Source organism: Ruegeria sp. HKCCD7559 (assembly GCF_013110575.1).
In the GTDB taxonomy this organism is placed as follows: domain Bacteria; phylum Pseudomonadota; class Alphaproteobacteria; order Rhodobacterales; family Rhodobacteraceae; genus Ruegeria.
This window is the reverse complement of sequence record NZ_WVQU01000001.1, coordinates 1,242,292-1,258,368: the sequence shown is the minus strand read 5'-3', so window position 1 is coordinate 1,258,368 and position 16,077 is coordinate 1,242,292. Positions and strand designations below refer to the sequence as shown.

Below are 16,077 nucleotides of genomic sequence, written 5' to 3'. Positions count from 1 at the left end.
CACATGCCCACTGCCTCGCGTCTCGTCGCCGCTGTTTGTCTCGTCGTGCTGGCCTTTCTTGTTTCAGGCATGGTTATCGAAAACGGCGAAGAGGGTAAGGACTATGGCTACTTCACCTATGTGAACATGGCTCTTGGTGCGATCTGTGGTTGGAAAATCATGGGCAAGCGCGCTGGGCGTGGTTGGACCGCGGGCATAAACAACGGCCTGACCGGCGTTGCTTCGCTGATTTTCTGGGCACTGTTCGTGCAGGGGTGCTACCGCATGTTCGACCTTGCGATGCGCAATCGATATGGCGGCCCGTTCGAAGCTGTGATGGCGATTTTTTCGATTGGAATCGATTATGGCAAGCAACTGATCTATCCCGAAATTCTGGTTACGCTTGCAATAGGCGCCGTTGTCGCCGGGCTGGCCACGGAACAGGCCAGCCGCAAATGGCGCTGAACCGTTTCGTCACAAGAGAGATTGAATTTGTCTGATTTGTTCTTCTATGGAACGCTGCGGTACCTGCCGCTGTTGCAGCGTGTCTTGGGCCGCCCGCTGAGCGAAATCACGTTTCATTCTGCCAAGCTGCGCGACCACGCGGTTCACGCGGTTCAGGGGCAGGATTTCCCTATGATCCTGTCTGCTGAAGGTGCCGTAGCCGAAGGGTTGCTGGTGCAGGGCTTGTCATCCGATGATCTGGCCAGGCTGGCCTATTACGAAGGATCCTTCGACTATGACCTGAAATCGTTGAAGGTCATTCTGGAGGATGGGGGCGAAGTACAGGCGCAGGTCTTTTTCCCGACACCGGGCGCCTGGCAACCCGGTGAGTTGTGGTCGTTGCAGGGCTGGGCGGACAAATTGGGCGAGGTTACGGCGCTCGCCGCCGAAGAAGAAATGGCCTATTTCGGTAAAGTCGATCCCAAAACCATGGCGCGCAGCGTGCGTGCCATTCAAACCCGTGCCTGGGCTAAGATCATGGCCGGGCAACGGCGAACCGGCGACCCGCGGAACATAGCAGAAGACGTAATTGTGCACCGTCACGAACGCGTTTACGTCGACTATTTCGGGATGGAGGAAATCGATCTTCAGTTCCGACAGCATGACGGCAGCATGGGGCCCGTGCTGCACCGGGGCGGTTTGATGCAGGGCAGCGCCGTGTCGGTTCTGCCCTATGACCCGATCCGTGACACCGTGCTTTTGGTCGAGCAGTTCAGACCGCCGGTGTTTTTGATCAACGATCCAGAGCCCTGGCTTTGGGAAGCAGTTGCCGGGATGATCGACCCCGGCGAAACGCCTGAACAGACGGCGCATCGCGAGGCCATGGAGGAAGCAGGAGTTCGATTTGACAGGCTGGAATATGCGGGCGGCGCGTATTCCTCCAGCGGGTCGTCTACGGGTTTCACGTATCTTTATGTCGGACTTGGCAGTTTAACTGAGACAACAATCACCGGTGGCTTGGACACTGAGGGTGAAGATATCCGCAGCCGGATTCTGCCATTCGACGAATTTATCGATATGACGGACCGCCATCTTTTCAAGGATTTGCAATTGGTGTCCCTGGCGTACTGGCTGGCCCGCCATCGGGATCGTTTGCGCGCGTGACTATCGCGCTTGTGGTCGCGGCGGTGCGGCTGTAAATCTTCGAAGATACCAAATGACAAGAGGCGACCATGCGCATTGCACGAGATCTTGCTGACGCAGTAGGAAAAACACCGTTGATCCGGCTGCGCCGCATCAGCGAAGAGACTGGATGCGAGATTCTTGGCAAAGCCGAGTTCATGAACCCGGGTCAGTCGGTAAAGGATCGTGCTGCTCTGTTTATCATCAAAGATGCCATCGCACGCGGGGATCTGAAACCGGGCGGTACCATCGTGGAAGGCACTGCCGGCAATACTGGTATTGGTCTGGCTCTGGTCGGTGCGTCGATGGGATTCAAAACGGTTATCGTTATCCCCGAGACCCAGTCGGAAGAAAAGAAGGATATGCTGCGTCTGGCTGGCGCTCAGTTGGTTCAGGTGCCAGCAGCCCCGTATCGCAACCCCAACAATTTCGTGCATTATTCCCGCCGTCTGGCCGAGGAACTGGCGCAGACTGAACCCAATGGCGCAATCTGGGCCAACCAGTTCGACAATGTGGCGAATCGTCAGGCACATGTGGAAACCACGGGGCCCGAGATCTGGGAGCAGACAGACGGCAAGGTTGACGGGTTCGTCAGCGCGGTCGGGTCGGGTGGGACATTGGCAGGCGTTGCTGAAGTTTTGCAGCCCAAGGGCGTCAAGATCGGTCTTGCCGATCCCATGGGGGCTGGCCTGTATTCGTATTACACGACAGGCGAAATCGCGATGGAAGGTGGGTCGATCGCCGAAGGTATCGGGCAGGTGCGTATCACAAAAAACCTGGAAGGGTTCACGCCGGATTTTTCTTATCAGATCACCGATAACGAAGCGCTGCCCTACATCTTTGATCTTCTGCGTGAAGAAGGCCTGGTCATGGGCGGCTCGACCGCAATCAACATGGCAGGGGCGGTGCGCCTGGCCAAGGAAATGGGGCCGGGTCATACCATTGTGACCATCCTGTGCGATTATGGCACACGGTATCAATCCAAGCTGTTCAACCCCGAGTTCCTGCGTGAAAAAGAGCTTCCGGTTCCGGATTGGATGACCGAGGCACCGCGTGGCATTCCCGGCGTTTTCGAGGACGTGTGATGCTTGGACGGGTCCGCCTGTTTCTGACCCTGCTATTCCTGTGCTTTGTCGGCTTTTCGAATAGCGCTGTCGCGCAGCTGACGGATCGGCAAAGTGAATATTACCAAGGTTGGGTCAAAACCGCTAACCGGGCCGAAGCCGTTATCGAGGCGAACCGCGCCTCTGACGCTGCGCTAGAGAATTTGCGCTCGGAAATAAGTGGTTACAGGGAAGACTTCAATCGGGCTCGTGGGGCAAATACCGACCGCATTACGACGCTGGAAAGCCAGTTAAAAGCGTTGGGTCCCAAACCCGAAGGGGACACGACCGAGCCTGAAGACATAGCCAAACTTCGCACGCATCTTGAGGATCAGCTCAACAGTCTGCGTGTGCCGCGCATCATATCCGAAGAGGCGTATAGCCGTGCGAACGGGCTGATCAGCGAAATTGATCAGATCATTCGCGCGCGGCAGAAAAAAGAGTTCTTCGAACAGGGCCCGTCACCGATCAACCCGGCGCATTGGGGACCGGCATGGGTGGATGTCAAAGAGGCCGTTCAAAGCCTGGCAAATGAAACGATCACGAACTTGCGTTCAGATGTCGTGCGCGAACAAATTCGCGCTCGTGGTCTCGCAATCTTCATACTTCTGATCATTTCAGCCGTGCTGCTGATCTTTGGAAAACGGTGGTCCGAACTTGGAGGCGACTACCTGAGGTTGCTCGGCGGGGCCGGGACGGGGGTCTGGTCGTTCGTAATCTCACTGCTGCGAATTCTGTTGCCATGGATCGGTGTGGTGGCCGTGGTCACGGCAATCAGCCTCACCGGCGTTCCCGGTCTGCGGGGCAGCCTTTTGCTTCAGAATATTCCGTATTGGGCAGCGATCGTATTTTTCTATGACTGGATTGGTCGCCAAGTATACGTGATCGGCGCGTCGCAAGGGTTCAAACGTCTGTCCGCTGCGCGCATCACCGAACTGCGCGTGTATATCGATCTGCTCGCCCTGATGCTGGTTCTGCACGAATTGGCGTTGCTGTTCGAACGGATCGAAAACATCTCCGACGCGACTCGCGCCGTGGTCAGTTTCCCGGTCATTGTCGCAACGGCTTTGTTGTTGTTGCGGATACGCCAGATTCGAACAACGGACGGGCCACCGGATCAGGTTGCCTCGACCCGTTCCGCAGGGTTCAGCCAATTGGTCGAATTCCTGCGCCGGGCTTTGTTCCTTTTGGGCATCGTGTCTCCCTTGCTGGCGATTTTCGGATACACCAATGCGGCCGAAGCCATCGTGTTTCCTGCCGTCAAGACATTGGTACTGATCGGGGCCTTGGTCATCCTGCAACGGTTCATCAGTCAGATTTACGGCTGGGTCACCGGGCAGGGCGAAGCCGCGGGGGATTCGCTTTTTTCCGTACTGGTCGGGTTTGCATTGGCCATCTTGGCGCTTCCCATTCTGGCGATCTATTGGGGTGCGCGGGAAACCGATCTGCTGGAAGCATGGTCGCGCCTGCTGCTTGGTTTTGATATCGGTGGCGTCACAATTTCGCCCAGCAACTTTCTGACCTTTGTTGCCGTGTTTGCAATCGGTTATACGCTGACGCGTCTGTTGCAAAGCGGGCTACGCAATTCGCTTCTGCCGAAAACCAACATCGATCCGGGTGGCCAAAACGCGATTGTCGCGGGTTCGGGATACGTTGGCATATTTCTTGCCGCGTTGGTCGCAATCATGGTGGCCGGATTTGATCTGTCATCGCTGGCGATCGTCGCTGGCGCGCTGTCTGTTGGCATCGGCTTTGGTTTGCAGACAATCGTGTCGAACTTCGTTTCTGGCATCATCCTTTTGGTCGAGCGTCCGATTTCCAAGGGGGATTGGATCGATGTGAATGGCATGATGGGATATGTTAAGGACATTTCCGTTCGTTCGACCCGGGTCGAGACGTTCGACAGGACGGATGTTATCGTTCCGAACTCTGACCTGATCAGCGGTGTTGTAACAAACTATACCCGCGGCAACACGATCGGGCGGGTGATCGTTCCGGTGGGTGTTGCATACGGAACTGACACGCGCCAGGTCGAAACCATTCTGGGCGAAATCGCCAACAACCATCCGATGGTTTTGGCCAACCCGGCGCCAAGCGTTGTGTTCCAGGGGTTCGGCGCAGATTCCTTGGACTTCGAAATACGGGCGATCCTGCGGGATGTGAATTGGGCTCTGTCGGTAAAATCTGACATGAACCATGAAATCAACCGCAGATTCTCGGAAGCAGGGATCGAGATCCCGTTCGCACAACGTGATGTCTGGTTGCGAAATCCCGAAACCCTGCGGGCATCTGGCCCGAGCAAGCAGGAGTCTTCTGTTTCTGTGCAGGATGAGCCACGCAAAGTCGCAGAGACTCCGGCGGATTTGACCGAGGCGGATATGGACCTGGGTGCCAGTGATGAGACATGAGTGGCCCAAACGCGGCACGTGTTGACCGTTGATCACCCCTCGGTGGGCGCATTGATTAAATTGCGCTATTCCCCTGAATTCGTCGAATTGAGGCCTTGCAAATCCGACAGCATTCGTCCAAATATCGCCGGCACGGAGAGGTGGCCGAGTGGTCGAAGGCGCACGCCTGGAAAGTGTGTAGGCGGGAAACCGTCTCCAGGGTTCGAATCCCTGTCTCTCCGCCACTTACCAATCGCGAACCCGATATCAGGTCCCTAGCGGGGCCTTTTTCTTTCTGTCTCAAAAGGGTTTAACGATGGCACTCGACTTTCAGAGAATGGCCCTCGGGCCTACAGGCGCACGCCGCGACGAGGATGGCGGAAACGGTCCTGCGCGATGTTCCCGACGCGAAGGAAGAAGTGCTGCTCCAATGGGATGAGCGTCTGGCTGCCGTTTGCGCTCAGTATCACACCTATCCGCAGCGCCTGCTCCGGATACCGACCAGCACGGAAGAGTGCCTGATCAGACAGCAAGACCTCGGCGTCGAGCGATATATCTGGCGCACTGGGGATGATGCCAGGGCCCGCGCCAGCCATGCGATGAAACGATGCTCAGGCAGTTCCTCGGGTGTCGAAGGCGCCCCGTGCTGGCTACCGCATGACGAACGGGTTCGACATTGGCTGTTCCGACGTATTCAGCCAGACGGTTTTGGTCCTTGTGTAATCGTGAATGGCCTCGATCCCGGCTTCTCTGCCATAGCCGGATTGATTGTAGCCTCCAAACGGAGCGATCGGGGACACTGCGCGATACGTGTTGATCCAACAAATTCCCGATTTCAGGCGGGATGAAACCCGATGGGCGCGGGCGACATTTTCAGTGAAAACGCCGGATCCAAGCCCGAACTGCGAGTCGTTGGCCAATGCGATCGCTTCTTCTTCCGTATCGAATGGCAGCAGAGACATCACGGGGCCGAACATTTCGACCTTCAGCGTCTCGGTCTCTGGACTCGAACATTCCACCAGCGTAGGGGCCATGAAGTTGCCCGGCCGGTCCAGAGGGTTTCCCCCGAAGCGGATGCGTGCGCCTTGTTCTGTGGCTTTCGCCAAAGTCGCCTGAATTCTGTCCACCTGAGCTGTGGTGCAAAGCGGGCCAATATGGGTGGCCGCTTCCAATGGGTCGCCGATTGCGACGCCCTTCATCTTCTGTTCGATCTTGTCAACAAGCGCTTCCAGTACCGGGCGATGTATAAACCCCCGCGAGCCGGCCACGCAGCTTTGACCCGAGGCGCCGAAGTTTCCTGCAATCAAACCATTGGCCGCGCCATCCAGATTGGCATCATCAAAAACGATGATCGGGGATTTCCCGCCCAGTTCCAAAGTAGTCACCGCAAAGTTCTCAGCCGAATTGCGCACGACATGGCGCGCTGTTTCCGGGCCGCCGGTGAATGCGATCCGGTCCACGTCCGGGTGACGCGTAAGCGGGATGGCGCAGTTTTCGGCATCCCCCGTAATGACAGAGACGACACCGGGCGGAAAGCCGGCTTCATCGATCAGCCGTGCGAACTCCAGCATCGGAGCGGGTGCAATTTCAGAGGCCTTCAGCACGACCGAACAGCCTGCCGCTATCGCGGGGCCAAGCTTGGTCGCGGTCAGGAACATCTGAGCGTTCCAGGGGACGATTGCGACCACCACGCCAATCGGTTCGCGTTTGGTGAAGACGTGCATGTCCGGTTTGTCGATCGGAAGTACCGCCCCTTCGATCTTGTCCGCAAGCCCCGCATAATATCGATAATAGTCACCGACATAGGCTGTTTGGCTTGCGGTTTCGGCAAGCAGTTTGCCGCTGTCTGTGGTCTCAAGCTGGCCTAGGTGTCCGGCGTTTTCCTCGATCAGCTGGGCAAGTTTGAACAACAGTTTGCCGCGTGCGGTTTGCGTCATGTCGCGCCACGCGGGATCATCAAGTGACCGTCGCGCGGCGGACACGGCGCGGTCAACGTCTTCGGATGCGGCACAGGCGAAACTGGACCAGTCTTGGCCCGTCGCCGGGTTTTGCGAATGCATCACTTGCCCGCGCGCCCCTTCGGTCCACGCGCCGTCGATGTAAAGCTGGAAATGTGGTTTCTGATGCATCATCGATCCTCACTGAAACTTTGGCATGACGTCGTCGATGAAACGGGCCAGCGATGCGCGTTTGCGTTCGAAACTCATACCGCTGTCTATCCAGAACGAATACTCATCATAGCCCAGATCTTCATAACGTTTCAGACGTTCCGTGACCCCATCCGGGGTTCCGACAGTCAGATCGCGCGCCAGGTTTTCCGGTGCCATCATCGTGTTGGCCGCCATCTCTTTGTCCGTCAACGTCTGGATCAAGCCCTGCCGGACCGGCCGCTTGTTTTGAAACCAGGCCCCGAAGTAGTTGTAGAAGCGCGACAATTCCCGAGCGGCCTGACCCAGATCATCATCGTCGCTGCCAACGTAAGTGTGATGTAGCAGCATGATCTTGGGGCGCGGCCCCTCATGGTTTGCGCATGCATCTTCAAAGCGGCCCATCAGCGTTTCAATCTCATGCATGCCCTGCCAGAGCGGTGTGACCTGAATGTTAAAGCCGTTCTGCACACCGAATTCATGACTGTTCGGATCCCGCGCCGCGATCCAGATGGGCGGCCCGCCGGGTTGCACGGGTTTGGGGGCTGAGGTGGTGGCAGGGAATTTGAAATATTCTCCATCATGGGCACAGTCACCCTCCCACAGCCGGGGCAAAAGTGGCGCGATTTCTCGCATGCGCTGGCCAGCATCCCATGCATCCATTCCCGGCATCATCCGTTCATATTCATACGAATAGGCGCCGCGGGCGATGCCCAGCTCGATACGGCCGCCTGTCATCAGGTCTGCCGCAGCCGTTTCGCCCGCCAGTTTGATCGGATGCCAGAACGGTGCAACAACTGTACCCGTGCCAAGCCGTACGTCCTTGGTGTGATGTGCGATATCCACCAAAGACATCAAAGGGTTGGGCGCGATCGTAAAGTCCATCCCGTGGTGCTCGCCGGTCCAGACGGCACGCATTCCCGCCTCATCGGCCATTTTACACAGCGCGATGAACTCTTCATACAGCTTCTCATGGGGTTGATCGGGGCTCAGCCGTTCCATGTGTGCAAAAAGGGAAAACTCCATCCATCAGGTCCTTTCAGAAAAGCTGTGCACGTCGCCTAGCTGCGCACTGCCCAGATACAGTGAGAAGTCGCGGGTCCGGCTTTCCAGCGCGAAACGGGAAATCATGGTGGTGATTGGCGTCGTCGTGTAGGAAAGGGTTGCCAGGTCTTCAATCGCGACGGCCTCAAGCTTGCCGTGTTTGGGAAGTTCCGGCGCATTGCCCAATATGTAGACATGATGCGCTGTGGCATCGTCATAGACCGAGTAGACGACGCCAAGACGTGCGTCGATGCCACGATCATGCAGATTCTGCCACAGGCTGTCGCGCAACTGTCGCCGGTCGGACAATGTGACCTGCGGCGGCCTGAAACCGGCTTCCGTTTTCTCAAGCAGCACGCGGCCTTCGTGTTCGATGATTGCGCCACAGACGATCCTGCGCCCCGTCGGTTCAAGTGCGCCGCGTTCCAGGCCAAGGCTGAAGTACTGCCCGTTCGCGTAGCCCAGCGCCGGGTGGTCGTTGTGGGAATAGGCTTCGACTTGTCCGATCAGAACGCAATGGTCTCCTGCCTCGATCACTTGGTGGGTCCGGCAGGAAAATGTTGCGACCGCGCCGTTGATCAAAGGGATCTCTTGCGCGTCGAGATCATGGTCGGTTTTGGCGAACCGGTCACCTTTGAAGCCGGCGAAGATATTGGATACATCCTCTTGCCCCTCGGCCAGAACACTCACCGTGAAATGGGTGCAGGTCGAGAATTCGCCGTATGAAGACAAGTTCTTGCCGGGGCAGACGATCAACAGCGGCGGGTCGAGCGAAACCGAAGTGAAGGAGTTTGCCGTGAAGCCCAGGGCCATGCCAGAGGCGCTGCGCGTGGTAACGACGGTCACGCCGGTCATGAATTTGCCGAATGCCCGCCGAAGGTCGCGGGGATCAAGTTCGGTCATGATTGCACCTCGCTTTGAAAGCTGGAAATGGCGGCGTTGACCTGATTTGCATGGGTCATCGGCATCATATGGGCCGCCCCATCGATGATCAGCGCGCGGCCGTTCGGGGTGACTTCGGCCATTTTATGCGACATGTCTGGGGTGGAGTTCGGCTCCTGACTGCCGGTTATGAACAGCGCGGGGCAGGCGAGTTTCTCCAGCGCGTCGCGCCGCGGAGTTCGGCTTTGGGCAAAAACCGAATAGGCCAGCTTGTAAGCAGCCGGATCCATTGCCGTCAGCCATTCGCGGCAGGCATCACGTTCAGGCGAACCGATGTCACCAAACCACCGGCGCAGCGTGCTGGTTGGATCAACCGGTGTTTCCCCATCCAGCCCCGCCGCTCGTTCCTGAACCGCCAGCGCGGCCTTTGCGCCGCGTTCAAAAACGGTATTCATTGCCACGACGCCGCAAATCCGGTCGGGCGCCTTGGTGGCAAGGTCTAATGCGATCATTGCGCCCATCGAGTGGCCAACAACAAGGACGGGCCCGTTCAGATCGCGAAGCACGTTGTGTGCAGCATCACTGTATTCCGACAGTTCCGTGCCGAAAAAACTCAGTGGGCTTTCTCCGTGACCGGGCATGTCCGGCGCTGTCAGTCGAGCTACAGACGCCAAACCGTCCAACTGCGCACCCCAGGCTTCGGCCCGCAGGCCAACCCCGTGCAGCAACAGGATGTCCGGACCTTTGCCTGCCTGGATGGCGGCCAGCCCGCCGATTTCAGACCGCGGCCGGGTTGTCCACGTCATGACCCAAATCCTTGAGATCCTGATACCGGTCGCCGATACGGTGATGTGGTCTGCCCGATGTTGCCGCCCCCAGTACCACCACAATTTCGTCGTCGCGCGGTGCGTCCGGGATCGAGAATTGAACGGTCAAGTAGTGAGACCGCCGCCCGGCATCGTTTTTGTCCATCAATGGCACCATGATCGGCGCATTTGCGGGGCCGCGCGTGTTTGTGAAAGCCAGATAGGATTTCGCGCTGACCGCCTGCCGGTAGTGATTGCCGAACCGAAGGGTATGAATAATGCCCGAGGCGTGCTCGACCTCGCCATTCAATCCGACGACGGCTGCCTTTCCATAGGCTTCGATTGCGTCGCCACTGCCGGCCAACGCGATCATGCGGTCCGTCATCATCTTTCCCAGTATGGGGCCATATGCGTGGATTTCCGGTTTAAGGTCTTCGACATATCGACCCGCCCAGGGATTGGTAATCACTGCGGCCACGGCGAACATGCGCCATGGGATTTCCGCAGGGCGAAATCCCTCGACAAGAACTTCCTCGTCGTAGGTAACAATCTTGCGTATTTCCGGCTTCATCACACCTCTCCTGTCGCGCTGGGAGAAGGTAGAAACGGGTATGGGTTTTGACAAATGATTGAATTATGTGCTTTCGCATTAAAAAGATTAATGGCTAACTTGATCAATGGCAAAATCACTTCCCCCCCTGACCTGGTTCCGATCCTTCGAGGCGGCGGCCCGGACCCTGAGTTTTACCGCAGCGGCCGAGGAAATCGGCCTGACCCAATCGGCAGTCAGTCAGCAGGTGAAATCCCTTGAGATGCGTCTGGGGACAGCGCTTTTCATAAGGCATCCGCGCAGTCTGGCCCTGACGGATGCAGGGCGGAAACTGCTGCCCGAAGTCGGCAGTGCGCTTGAGGCGCTTGCCGCCGCCGCCGGAAGGGCCGACGCTAGCGCACCAGGAGATGTCCTGACAGTGGCCACATCTGTCAGCGTCGCGCAATGGGTCATCGCCCCAAACCTCGCGGACTTCACCACCCGCAATCCAGAGATCAGCGTGCGGCTGCTCAGCGCAATCTGGCCTGACGATTTTAACGCGTCGCAAGCTGACGTTCAGGTCAGGTTCGGATCGGAAAAACAAGTGGGCAGGGGGGGCGAACGTTTGCGGCCTGACAGGCTTGTCGCTCTCAAGGCGCCGACGCTTGCAGGGGATCCGTTTGACCTTCCCCTGATAGAGGCAGTCGGCACGTCAAGCGGATGGAAGACGTGGTTCGACAAGCAGGGCGTGCAGCGGCAGCCTGCCGTTTTCGTCGATACCTTCGGCATGGCGCTTCAATTGGCGGTTCATGGCAGCGGGGTGGCCCTGATCAGCGAGTTCCTGGCGAAACATGCGATGATAACCGGTCTTGTCGAAAGCGCACATGACAGCACTGTCGACTGCAACGAAGGGTATTATCTTTCAGCTGACGCCAGCAATCCGGCGGCCGCATTGTTTCGTGACTGGTTGCTTGAACAGATACGTGTTTGATCAGGCGCGGGCCTAGGATCGTTCGTGCACCACTCAGGGCTTGACGAATACTTTGCGTGGTCGTTTGCACAGACACTCTGCGGGGCCGTTTTCAGTGATCAGGATGGATTCGGTGATCGCAAGCCCCCAATCATCCATCCAGAGCCCGGGCATGAAGTGAAATGTCATGCCAGATTCGAGGATCGTATTGTCTTCTTCCCGCAGCGAGATCGTGCGTTCGCCCCAGTCCGGAGGATAGCTGAGGCCGACAGGATAACCACAGCGGGCGCCGCGTTCGATCCCCGCACGTTCGAGAGGCGCCGCCAGCGCTTTGGCAATATCTTTTGCGCGATTGCCGGGGCGCGCAGCCTCCAGACCCGCTTCCAACCCTTCAACCAAGGCCGCCTCAGCCCTTTTGAGATAATCAGGCGGTTGACCCAGAAATACCGACCGGCAGAACGGAGCATGATATCGGCGGTAGCAGCCGGAGAGCTCGAAGAAGGTGCATTCGCCCGATTTGAACACATCTCCATTCCATGTCAGATGCGGCGCGGCGGCGTCTGACCCTGACGGTAAAAGTGGGACGATGGCTGCGTAATCCCCCCAGTCATCACCGACGCCCGTTATCGCGTCATGGTAAATCTGTGCGACCAGCTCGTTCTTGCGCAGGCCGGGTTCAACGCGCTCAAGCACGCCGTCAGTCACAAACTCTGAAATCCGGGCCGCCTTGCGCATCAGGGCGATTTCTTCGTCAGATTTCACGACCCGTTGCCAGTTGACCAAGGCCGTTGCATCGATCAGGGTTGCCCCGGGCAGTTCCGTCGTCAGAGTAATATGGGCTTTGGCCGAATAGTAATAATTGTCAAGTTCCACCCCAATGCGGCTTTGGCTGTGTCCGCAGTCCGCAATAAGTTTGGCCAGATCCTGCATTGGATGCCGCGTGGTCGACTGCACGAAGTGATCCGCGTATCCAAAAACCCGATCGTCCCCCATCCACACCGTGCGCAGCGCACCGTTTGCATCCTGCCGGCGCCCCCACCAGATCGGGTCCGCGTCAAGAAAGATCAAGGCACCCTGGTGAACGTAAAAAGACCAGCCCTCATACCCGGTGAGCCATCCAATGTTCGAAGGGTCTTCGACAAAAAGGCAGTCAATTCCCTTTACGGCCATCGCCTGTCGGGTCTTGGCAAGACGGCGATCATATTCCGCCCGGCTGAAGGCTGGATCAGAGTGGGTCATTGGCGCCTCCGGTCAACAAAAGACTTTGGTTGACAGAACCCTACCGATCCGCTCACGTCAACGAACGAAAATTCAGGGGGCTGCATGAAAACCGATATCAATCCGCACCGAACGGGCCGAAGCATCGGGCCATTCAAGCGGTGTCATTTCCACGTTTCAGGCTGCATGCGGCGCCCCACCTCTGAGGTCGCCGGATGAGAGGGTTCGAGCCAGCAGAATTCTCAGCGCGCACCGAACGCGCACAGGTGATGATGAATGCCGCTGGCCTGTCGGCGCTGCTGCTGACCACGGAAACCGACGTGCGTTATTTTACCGGATACCTGACCAGATTCTGGGAAAGCCCGACCCGTCCTTGGTTCCTGATCCTGCCTGCGGTTGGTAAACCGGTTGCAGTCATCCCCTCGATCGGCGCCTCGTTGATGGGGCAAACCTGGATCGATGACATTCGAACGTGGAGCTCACCCGATCTTCAGGATGACGGCGTCTCGCTTTTGACGGACACCCTGACGGAATTGACACCCCCCAAAGGCCGTATCGGAATGCCCGATGGTCACGAGACGCACGCGCGTATGCCCATGTCGGATATTGAACGCCTGCGAAACAGGCTCGGTTCGCGCCACATCACCGGAGATCACGGTGTTTTGCGCCAACTTCGCATGGTCAAATCCGAGGCGGAAATAGCTAAAATCGAAACCGCATGCGCCATAGCCGGTCGAGCCTTCGCCCGGGTTCCCGAGGTTGCTCGGGTCGGCGTGCCTTTGGATGAAGTATTTCGCGGTTTCCAGATACTCTGTCTGGAAGAGGGCGCGGACTGGGTGCCGTATCTCGCAGGTGGGGCAGAGCAGGGCGGTTACTCTGACGTGATTTCTCCGGCGTCGTCGTCCCCCTTGAAGGCTGGCGATGTACTGATGCTTGACACCGGCTTGGTCTGGGATGGCTATTTCAGTGACTTCGACCGCAACTGGTCTGTCGGCCCGGCAAGTCCGGACGTGAAATCTGCTTACGCCAGACTGATTGAGGCGTCGGATGCTGCTTTCGAAATCGCGCGCCCCGGCGCTACCGCAGCAGAGCTGTTTCATGCCATGAACACGGTGCTGACCAAGGCGTCCGAAGGCACAGATGCCGGTCGGCTGGGGCATGGGTTGGGAATGTCGCTGACCGAATGGCCGTCGCTCATCCCGACGGACCAGACCGTTCTTGAGCCGGGCATGGTGCTGACCTTGGAGCCGGGCATTGCCGTTGGTGGCAAGATCTTGGTTCACGAAGAAAACATCGTCGTAACAGACGATGTTCCGCGCTTTATCAGCCCGCGTATCGGGCCGGAGATGATCCAGCTATGACCTACGTGCCATACACGCTTGACGAGGACGACCCGCAAGCCCCGCCGCTTGGATTGATTGTTCTTCAGGTCGACGAGACGATTGAGCCGGAGTTCGGCAAGATTTTCTCGGACCGGAAAAACCCGTTGTATGTAACACGGATACCCAGCGGCATTGAAGTGACACCAGAAAGTCTGGCCGAGATGGAAGAGGCCCTGCCGGCGGCGGCAGGGTTGCTGCCCAGCGCGCGTCCTTTCGAGGTGGTGGGTTATGGCTGCACGTCCGCAAGTTCCGTCATTGGTTCAAAACGTGTGGAGGAACTTGTCAAACAGTCGTGCAATACAAAAGAGGTTACGAACCCTTTGCGCGCGGCCACGGCCTGCGCCGCGGATCTTGGGGTGTCCAGGTTTGCGTTGCTGTCGCCTTACATCGAAGAGGTCAACGTACCGCTGCGTGCCGCGTTTTCGGAAAACGGGATAACCATGGATGTTTTCGGGACATTCGGGCAGGCCGAAGAGGCAAAGGTTGCTCGGATTTCTGTGCAGTCGGTGATCGAGGCCGCGACGAAACTGGGATCTGATCCATCGGTCGAGGCCGTTTTCCTCAGCTGTACCAACCTGCGCACGATTGAAGCGATTCCTGAGATTCGCAAGCGGATCGGTAAGCCAGTTCTTTCAAGTAATCAAAGCCTTGCATGGCATATGCGCCGCCTCAATCTTGCTGATTGAAACAGCAGAAATGACATGAAAATTCGCAAAAGCGTCATCTATTGTTGCCAAGTGCCCACTGCATGGTCTTAACTGCTGACTACAGATCAATGAAATCCGCAACACTCGGATAATCATTTGACGCAACAGGGGGTCTTGTGACCGACACAAATACCGATGCCGCGTTTGTTGAATTTCAACGCGTACAAAAATCTTATGATGGCGAGAATCTCGTCGTCAAAGATCTCAACCTTGCAATGCCAAAAGGCGAATTCCTAACCATGCTCGGGCCGTCCGGGTCTGGAAAGACAACCTGCCTGATGATGCTTGCCGGATTCGAAACCGCCACTCATGGCGAAATCCTTCTTGATGGGAAGCCCATCAACAATATCCCTCCACACAAGCGTGGGATTGGCATGGTCTTCCAGAACTATGCCCTGTTTCCCCACATGACAGTGGCCGAAAACCTCTCGTTCCCCTTGGAAGTCCGCAAGTTGGGCAAGTCTGAACGGGATGAAAAGGTACAACGTGCCCTGGACATGGTTCAGATGGGGGCGTTTGGAGGCCGGCGCCCGGCTCAGTTGTCTGGCGGTCAGCAACAACGAATAGCCTTGGCGCGCGCCTTGGTTTTCGAACCCGAACTGGTGTTGATGGATGAACCACTGGGCGCACTGGACAAGCAGCTGCGCGAGCATATGCAGTTCGAAATCACACGTCTTGCGCACGAATTGGGAATCACCACGGTTTATGTGACCCACGACCAGACCGAAGCATTGACGATGTCGGATCGTGTGGCCGTGTTCGACGATGGCCGCATCCAGCAGCTTGCACCGCCTGATCAGCTTTATGAAGAACCCGAAAACAGCTTTGTTGCCCAATTCATCGGGGAAAACAATACTTTGGAAGGTGTCGTTAAATCGATTGATGGCGACACATGCCTTGTCCAGCTGGACGATGGGTCCGAGATCGACGCGGTTCCGATCAACGTTCACAATCCGGGCGAAAGGACAAAGGTGTCAATCCGGCCTGAGCGGGTGGAATTCAACAAGGATCGCTTGCACGCCGATGCTCATACGCTGAAAGCGACTGTCAAAGAATTCATCTACATGGGTGACGTATTCCGTTTCCGCATGTCCGTTGCAGGAAATGATGAGTTCATCGTCAAGACCCGGAACGCGCCAGATGCCGTCCGCCTGACCCCCGGTCAGGAGATCGAGATCGGCTGGCTGGCCCAGGATTGTCGTGCGCTCGACGCATAGACCAAGCTGCGCGAAACAAGCACAGCTCTATCAGAGGGACCGGCTGATGAAGGCCCGTGCATCAGCTGACCACACATATA

The 16,077-nt window shown here is 57.4% G+C and carries 14 protein-coding genes and 1 tRNA gene; 9 read left to right on the top strand and 6 right to left on the bottom strand.

All coding sequences use genetic code 11. The features are described 5' to 3' along the window. Positions 1-3: 3 nt before the first annotated feature. The 5 genes from GS605_RS06330 to GS605_RS06310 all read left to right on the top strand — a co-directional run bounded on the left by GS605_RS06330 (position 4) and on the right by GS605_RS06310 (position 5,340). The gene (locus tag GS605_RS06330) at positions 4-444 is read left to right on the top strand and encodes a TrgA family protein (RefSeq protein WP_171632910.1); all 441 of its coding nucleotides are present in this window, start codon (positions 4-6) and stop codon (positions 442-444) included. Between the two features lie 27 nt (positions 445-471). Continuing rightward, complete coding sequence (locus GS605_RS06325; protein ID WP_171723396.1) at positions 472-1,587, top strand: NUDIX domain-containing protein; 1,116 nt, start codon at positions 472-474, stop codon at positions 1,585-1,587. Between the two features lie 68 nt (positions 1,588-1,655). Next, positions 1,656-2,690 (top strand): cysteine synthase A, encoded by a 1,035-nt coding sequence (locus GS605_RS06320; protein WP_171723395.1) that lies wholly within the window; start codon positions 1,656-1,658, stop codon positions 2,688-2,690. Continuing rightward, positions 2,690-5,116, top strand: a complete 2,427-nt coding sequence (locus GS605_RS06315) for a DUF3772 domain-containing protein (protein ID WP_171723394.1) — start codon at positions 2,690-2,692, stop codon at positions 5,114-5,116. Before GS605_RS06320 ends, GS605_RS06315 begins: the two co-directional genes overlap by 1 nt. Before the next feature lie 134 nt (positions 5,117-5,250). After that, positions 5,251-5,340, top strand: a tRNA-Ser gene (locus GS605_RS06310). Between the two features lie 405 nt (positions 5,341-5,745). On the opposite strand, the gene GS605_RS06305 is transcribed toward GS605_RS06310, so the two are convergent. The 5 genes from GS605_RS06305 to GS605_RS06285 are packed head-to-tail and all read right to left on the bottom strand — an operon-like array spanning position 5,746 to position 10,545. Beyond that, positions 5,746-7,224, bottom strand: coding sequence for an aldehyde dehydrogenase (locus GS605_RS06305; RefSeq protein ID WP_171723650.1), 1,479 nt, complete (start codon positions 7,222-7,224; stop codon positions 5,746-5,748). Between the two features lie 9 nt (positions 7,225-7,233). Beyond that, positions 7,234-8,268 carry an LLM class flavin-dependent oxidoreductase gene (locus tag GS605_RS06300; protein WP_171723393.1) on the bottom strand — a complete coding sequence of 345 codons (1,035 nt, stop codon included), beginning with the start codon at positions 8,266-8,268 and terminating at the stop codon, positions 7,234-7,236. Between the two features lie 3 nt (positions 8,269-8,271). Then, a complete protein-coding gene (locus GS605_RS06295; RefSeq protein WP_171723392.1) occupies positions 8,272-9,189 on the bottom strand; it encodes a flavin reductase family protein in 918 nt (305 codons plus the stop codon). Next, positions 9,186-9,974: an alpha/beta fold hydrolase gene (locus tag GS605_RS06290; protein WP_171723391.1), complete on the bottom strand. Its 789-nt coding sequence runs from the start codon at positions 9,972-9,974 to the stop codon at positions 9,186-9,188. The genes GS605_RS06295 and GS605_RS06290 overlap by 4 nt, the downstream gene beginning before the upstream one ends. Further along, positions 9,946-10,545, bottom strand: a complete 600-nt coding sequence (locus tag GS605_RS06285) for an amino acid synthesis family protein (protein WP_171723390.1) — start codon at positions 10,543-10,545, stop codon at positions 9,946-9,948. The genes GS605_RS06290 and GS605_RS06285 overlap by 29 nt, the downstream gene beginning before the upstream one ends. 106 nt (positions 10,546-10,651) lie before the next feature. On the opposite strand from GS605_RS06285, the gene GS605_RS06280 reads away from it, so the two are divergent. Next, positions 10,652-11,494: a LysR family transcriptional regulator gene (locus tag GS605_RS06280; protein ID WP_171723389.1), complete on the top strand. Its 843-nt coding sequence runs from the start codon at positions 10,652-10,654 to the stop codon at positions 11,492-11,494. A 33-nt stretch (positions 11,495-11,527) separates the two neighbouring features. Here GS605_RS06280 and GS605_RS06275 read toward each other — a convergent pair whose 3' ends face one another. Then, complete coding sequence (locus GS605_RS06275; RefSeq protein WP_171723388.1) at positions 11,528-12,712, bottom strand: M24 family metallopeptidase; 1,185 nt, start codon at positions 12,710-12,712, stop codon at positions 11,528-11,530. Positions 12,713-12,906: 194 nt separating this feature from the next. On the opposite strand from GS605_RS06275, the gene GS605_RS06270 reads away from it, so the two are divergent. The 3 genes from GS605_RS06270 to GS605_RS06260 all read left to right on the top strand — a co-directional run bounded on the left by GS605_RS06270 (position 12,907) and on the right by GS605_RS06260 (position 15,997). Beyond that, positions 12,907-14,052, top strand: a complete 1,146-nt coding sequence (locus GS605_RS06270; protein ID WP_171723387.1) for a Xaa-Pro peptidase family protein — start codon at positions 12,907-12,909, stop codon at positions 14,050-14,052. After that, the gene (locus GS605_RS06265; RefSeq protein ID WP_171723386.1) at positions 14,049-14,759 is read left to right on the top strand and encodes an aspartate/glutamate racemase family protein; all 711 of its coding nucleotides are present in this window, start codon (positions 14,049-14,051) and stop codon (positions 14,757-14,759) included. The genes GS605_RS06270 and GS605_RS06265 overlap by 4 nt, the downstream gene beginning before the upstream one ends. 137 nt (positions 14,760-14,896) lie before the next feature. Then, positions 14,897-15,997, top strand: a complete 1,101-nt coding sequence (locus GS605_RS06260) for an ABC transporter ATP-binding protein (protein ID WP_171632879.1) — start codon at positions 14,897-14,899, stop codon at positions 15,995-15,997. Positions 15,998-16,077 lie beyond the last annotated feature (80 nt).